Annotated in this window: 11 protein-coding genes; 2 read left to right on the top strand and 9 right to left on the bottom strand. The window is 31.0% G+C overall.

All coding sequences use genetic code 11. The features are described from left to right. Window positions 1–316: 316 nt before the first annotated feature. The 8 genes from V7122_RS17000 to V7122_RS16965 form a co-directional block, all read right to left on the bottom strand. Window positions 317–658 (bottom strand): YolD-like family protein, encoded by a 342-nt coding sequence (locus V7122_RS17000; RefSeq protein ID WP_335527756.1) that lies wholly within the window; start codon window positions 656–658, stop codon window positions 317–319. A gap of 67 nt (window positions 659–725) precedes the next feature. Continuing rightward, a complete protein-coding gene (locus V7122_RS16995) occupies window positions 726–1,193 on the bottom strand; it encodes a hypothetical protein (RefSeq protein ID WP_335527754.1) in 468 nt (155 codons plus the stop codon). 125 nt (window positions 1,194–1,318) lie between these two features. Next, on the bottom strand, window positions 1,319–1,852 hold the full coding sequence (locus V7122_RS16990; RefSeq protein WP_335527752.1) for a hypothetical protein: 534 nt from the start codon (window positions 1,850–1,852) through the stop codon (window positions 1,319–1,321). Window positions 1,853–1,871: 19 nt separating this feature from the next. After that, window positions 1,872–2,063, bottom strand: coding sequence for a helix-turn-helix domain-containing protein (locus V7122_RS16985; RefSeq protein WP_335527749.1), 192 nt, complete (start codon window positions 2,061–2,063; stop codon window positions 1,872–1,874). Window positions 2,064–2,444: 381 nt separating this feature from the next. Then, a complete protein-coding gene (locus V7122_RS16980) occupies window positions 2,445–2,708 on the bottom strand; it encodes a hypothetical protein (RefSeq protein ID WP_335527747.1) in 264 nt (87 codons plus the stop codon). An 88-nt stretch (window positions 2,709–2,796) separates the two neighbouring features. Next, the gene (locus V7122_RS16975; protein WP_335527744.1) at window positions 2,797–3,051 is read right to left on the bottom strand and encodes a hypothetical protein; all 255 of its coding nucleotides are present in this window, start codon (window positions 3,049–3,051) and stop codon (window positions 2,797–2,799) included. 4 nt (window positions 3,052–3,055) lie between these two features. Further along, entirely contained in the window at window positions 3,056–3,322 is a 267-nt protein-coding gene (locus V7122_RS16970; protein WP_335527742.1) for a hypothetical protein, read from the bottom strand. Window positions 3,323–3,411: 89 nt separating this feature from the next. Further along, window positions 3,412–3,609: a hypothetical protein gene (locus V7122_RS16965; RefSeq protein WP_335527739.1), complete on the bottom strand. Its 198-nt coding sequence runs from the start codon at window positions 3,607–3,609 to the stop codon at window positions 3,412–3,414. A gap of 143 nt (window positions 3,610–3,752) precedes the next feature. Here V7122_RS16965 and V7122_RS16960 point away from each other — a divergent pair, with 143 nt between their 5' ends. After that, window positions 3,753–3,962: a helix-turn-helix transcriptional regulator gene (locus tag V7122_RS16960; protein WP_335527737.1), complete on the top strand. Its 210-nt coding sequence runs from the start codon at window positions 3,753–3,755 to the stop codon at window positions 3,960–3,962. Next, complete coding sequence (locus V7122_RS16955) at window positions 3,955–4,212, top strand: hypothetical protein (protein WP_335527734.1); 258 nt, start codon at window positions 3,955–3,957, stop codon at window positions 4,210–4,212. The genes V7122_RS16960 and V7122_RS16955 overlap by 8 nt, the downstream gene beginning before the upstream one ends. An 18-nt stretch (window positions 4,213–4,230) precedes the next feature. Here V7122_RS16955 and V7122_RS16950 read toward each other — a convergent pair whose 3' ends face one another. Continuing rightward, entirely contained in the window at window positions 4,231–5,094 is an 864-nt protein-coding gene (locus V7122_RS16950; protein WP_335527731.1) for a hypothetical protein, read from the bottom strand. Between the last annotated feature and the right edge of the window lie 30 nt (window positions 5,095–5,124).

Genomic DNA, 5,124 nt, shown 5'->3' with positions numbered 1-5,124 from the left:
ATCGAACCCAGCTGACCACGCACGGTGGTCACAGATAGTTTTGAAGACTACGGAGGACACCTATGTAAATAATTGATTGATTTTATTGAATCTGCTACAGTTTTTATACAATTTTCATAACGGTCTTTGTTGGACTCACATAGTCTTCATTATAATGGCTAAAGTTTATCTAATCAATATAATATACATTAAAATTAATAAATAACTAGAATAAGTTATTAGGTTCTGAGGGTTTCAAAACCACATTCCGAACCTCTCATAACCTTCCGAACAATTCGCAATCCACTTCCGAAACAAGCTTCGAAGTGGTATATTTTTACCCTTCTAAAACTTCAACCCCTACAATATCTTCAAATTGTACCTTCTCAATATACCCATCTTCACCTTCTAAATAAATCATCTTATTCAACATATCCAATCTGCACACCCTACCATAATAATCATAAAAGAAACCCTCTCTCCAAACTTTAACTTTCACAGTAAAAGCAAACTCCATAGCATAATTAATCTTATTTTCAATTTCCTCAATCTCATACTCGTCTAAAATAGGTTGTTTTTCTTTCTGATTATCTCGTTCAATATCTCGAAGCATTTTTACATGCTCAGGCATAAAGAAAGCACCTTGCCATTTTAATTTCCCTCGATCTCGAATAGCCATTTCATCATCTCCTTTCTTTATTGTAGAACAAACGTTCTTGTTTATGCATAAAAAAAATAGGAGATGATTAAATATCCCCTTTAAGTATTTCATTAATATTATTCTCAATGGAATTTCCTTTGAGTTGACTTAATAAATTATCTAATTCTGCTTTATCCTTAATTCTTGAAGTTTCTGATAGATGATATCTTTGACATATATAATCATATTGCTCCAATAATTCTTTGTTAATAAAATCTCTACCTCTCATTGAAGCAAACTTTTCCTCTTCACTTTTTAAATTTGCTAAGTATGATTTTATTTGCCCTGAATAAAAACCTTTTTCAATTAATTGGAACGCCTTATCTATTTTATTATTTCTTTCTTCTAACAATCCGTCCATTGATCTACCAAGTTCACGTGCAATTAATATGTGAACAAAATCCATTAACGATAAATTAAATCTTTTGTGTGCCCAGTATATTCTTCTAGGATCAATTATTATCATATTTTCATTCGGATAGTAATAAGCCATCCTATTACCGACCTTAGTCATCTTAGAACCTACCAGGTAATTAAATCCGCATTGTTTTACAAATTCTTCTGCAAGACGTTGTACTTTACCTTTCCTATTCTTTGAATACTCCTTTATAAAATCTTTTCTAATTATTAGAGCAAGGATTAATCCTTACTCTTCATCAAACTAATAACACGTTCCACTTCTTTTATCATTTCCTCTTTGTACTTATTATGTATTTCTTTCTTCTCATCTTTACTTTTTTTAACTGCATAAAATAAATCTAACTCCCTGTTATTAAAAATTGATCTCATTTTTTCAGTATCATAAATTAGTCCTATTGATTGAATAAATTCACTGTACTTGGGTTTTATTATGTTGTAAAAACCTCTAGCCATATTAGCAACAACACGGTCATTTGCTTGCTCATATGTTGTCCCTTTTTTTGCTGGAAAGATAGAAGTTACAGTTGATTTGATTTCATCGTAGTTTACAGTTGTTTGAATCCACGCTTCTTTTTCTTCATCATAATACGGTTTTAATTTTTCGCTTTCACGTTTCAATCCAAGCTTAGCTGCATGACCAGTAATTCCACCTTCTCCTTTATTGGGCAACATTTTTAATAGTTCATCCCATTTTGCCGAAGAGAAGTTCTCCTTCAATATTTCTTCTTCTTTTTTGCTCCAGCAATTCGCCATAAAGAACCTCCCTCATCACTTACTCTCCATCTAGCCATTCAAAAAATATCTTCTTAGATACCTTATATAATTTGCCCACTTTTGCTACATGAAACGGTGGATTCTCTATCATTTCGTAGGTGGTTCTCCTACCAATTCCTAATATTTCTTGAATATGCTTTGGTGTTAATACCTCTGGTAATTCCTCTCTGTTTATTTTCTTATCATTCATAGTGAAATCCCCTTTTTCGAGTTAAATTCTTTTAGTGTTTGTTTCTTATCCTCGATATCTATAAATATTGATTACCGAAATTCCGCAGATTATACATGAATCTATAAAAATATTTAATAAGTAAATTAAATAAATATAAGAGCAAAAATATAAGTAAATTAAATTAATACTAATAGATTTAAGGAGAAAAATATCCAAAAACAGACAAAAATTACTTTTTATTATATAAACCCCACATAATTTTGTGAGTAATATGTGAAATTTAACGTATTAAAGCTCCTAACATTTCGCAAACACCCTTATTTATACTGCTTTTTACTATATTAAATAAGTAAATTAAATACACATAAAAAAGAGCGACACTAAGTCACTCTCTCCTTACTATCTTATAGAAAGTTTCACATCTAATGCTTTTACTTTGAAAAACATTCTATAAACTTTCGCATCATCTTCTCTTACAATAATATGTGATATAAATTCAGCCTTAAGTATTCTTTTCTGATTATCCATAATAAATAATTCTAATTTATCCCTTTTATTTTGCTCCATTGAATCGACTATTTCTAAAATAAAACTTTGCCCATCATATTTCTCTTCTCGGAGTATTTCTTGGGTGAAGGCGTTGGCAAATTGTAACTTATACATAATTACTACACCTCCCAATATTTAAATCAATCATAACCTAGATAATCAAGATTTTTACTATACAATTATGAATATTTAGAGAACTATTTCATGATGCTCTAATATCAACATGCCTTTTACATTTCACACATTGAAATAAATTAAACTCAATCTCCCGATGCTTTTTCATTTTCCTACAAGTCTGGCAGGAAAGTACCACATACCTTCCTGAAGAAGACTCATTAATATCGGTCATACCTTCATTTTCCTCATAATCCTCATCATTAGCCTCATTCCTGCTTGAAAATAAAGCAAATGCAAATGAAACTCCTATTGCACCAGAAATGAAACTCACCCAGTCCATACACTCAGCACCTTTCATTCAATGTATAGATAATCTCACCGTTATTCTTCACTGGAACAACCATGTAAGCATTGTATACACCATATTCATCTTGTAACTGTCGGACAAGCTCTACATTATCCAAACACAATTCAATCAATAATCCTGCAAGTGAAGTCGGTTTCTTATTACAAGCTACTGCTAGCCTATTTAATTTTTTATTGTACTTATTTGATAACGATAAATTTACTCGATTAGGTTTCTTTCCTCCAAGTCCCTTCCCTTCGATCACAAACAGCATCCCCTTTCCATTTGTCATGACAATTACCAATGTCAACCGTGTAACAGTGTTACACTTGCTTATAAAGAGGGAGGGCGGTATTACCCTACTACAATCTTAATTCCTCCACCTTGACTACTATGGACAATCCTTCTTGCTTCTTTTCGTTTCTGAATATCCGCAATAATTAACTCTTTTACATACCCACTAAAATTAGCCCTTTGTATATGCTCCAGACATTCTTTATCTAGCTCATTTGAAATGTTGAATGAAACTGACTTTACTACCTTATTTCTCATTAGTCATACCACCTCCATTTGCTTAGTTACTAGATGGTATGACCAATGAATTCAGTTTATTCCAAATTTAATTGTGAAAGTTCCAAATTTGATTATGAAAGGAAATAGCTAATCATTGTAGAATTATTTACTTAGGTGATGATATGAAAATTAAAAGTAATATTGGTTGGTTAATTGATAAATCCTCTTATAATAGAGAATATTTTAGAAAACATTTTAATAAATCAAGAAACACCATTAGCAATTGGTGCACAGGAAATAGTTATCCCTCTGTACCAGAATTATTTGAGTTGGCTTTAATGCTGAATGTCAAAATAGATGATCTGTACGAAAGGATTAACGAGGATGAATAAAATAATTTACAACTTTGATGATTTAACAAAATTAAAAGAATTGGATTTTTACCATAATGAGTGTTTACTTGTAAATGGGGTTTCTTTATTTGGGATAAAAAAAATAAATGTGGTTTTGAAAGATCATGACATGATTTCTATAAAATTCATGAAAAGTGAGGAAAAGGTTGCTGCTATTTTTGTTACTAAGGGGATATTATTGGAAGTGAAAAATAGGAATATTATTGAAATAAAAAATCCCTCTAGGTAGAGGGATTCTTCATAATAATTAAATAAATGTATAACCAAAATCTATGCTCTTATCTTGGGTAGTGTTTTTTTGAATCTCAACAGTTGTCCAGTCATGATTTTGTAGTTCAAGATTAAATTGCATAAAAATTTCATACCCATTACCTAATAAACGAAGTAACATTTCTTCCGTGGATTCATCTATTGGTTGAGTGAAGTCTCTTGTTGTGTTGTTAGATGAAATAAGCAAGACATATTCTCCAACTGGAATATTATTAAGTTCATAATTTCCATAACCATTTGCTTTAACGTGATGCATATTTGATCCCTCTGGGATACTTCCAATGGTACTGAATAAGTCAAGTTGAGACTTTGAATATTTACTTGGGTCAAAATTCGTTGGAATAAGGAATACATTTGCTCCTACATCCGGTTTTGTTCCTATGAATTTATTATATTGCCAAGTTACAGTTCCCTTTAAATTTCCGAAATCAGTAACAACTACCTTATCCTTTCCTGTATTAACAGGATTTTTAATTGGATGGTTTCCTAATAAGGCTAATTTTGCTTTAGAGGGTGTCTCATATTTTGTATTATTAGATTTTTGAACAAATAGTCCTCCACCTAATCCATAAAATTTTCTATCACCTACCACTCTGTAAGAATATACTCTATATTCCTCACCTTCCTTTAATAGCTTATCATTTTGGAAACTCTTAGGATCATGAACATCATTGCCTAAAATCTTTGTTGCTCTAATATCAGTTATTATTGTTACCTTTCCAATTTGCCCCTTTTTTAGCTCTGTTTTTCCCCACATAACTTTTGCTGATGCATCACTTGCTGAAAATAAGAACATAAATAAAGCAACGAAACTAAATACCATAAACTTACTGACTCTCATGAACTTACCTCCTGTTTTATATAGTACATT

The sequence above is a fragment of the Bacillus sp. JJ1532 genome (assembly GCF_036965085.1).
GTDB lineage: Bacteria > Bacillota > Bacilli > Bacillales > Cytobacillaceae > Cytobacillus.
The sequence above is the reverse complement of the archived record's forward strand: the minus strand, read 5'-3'. Positions and strand labels throughout refer to the sequence as shown.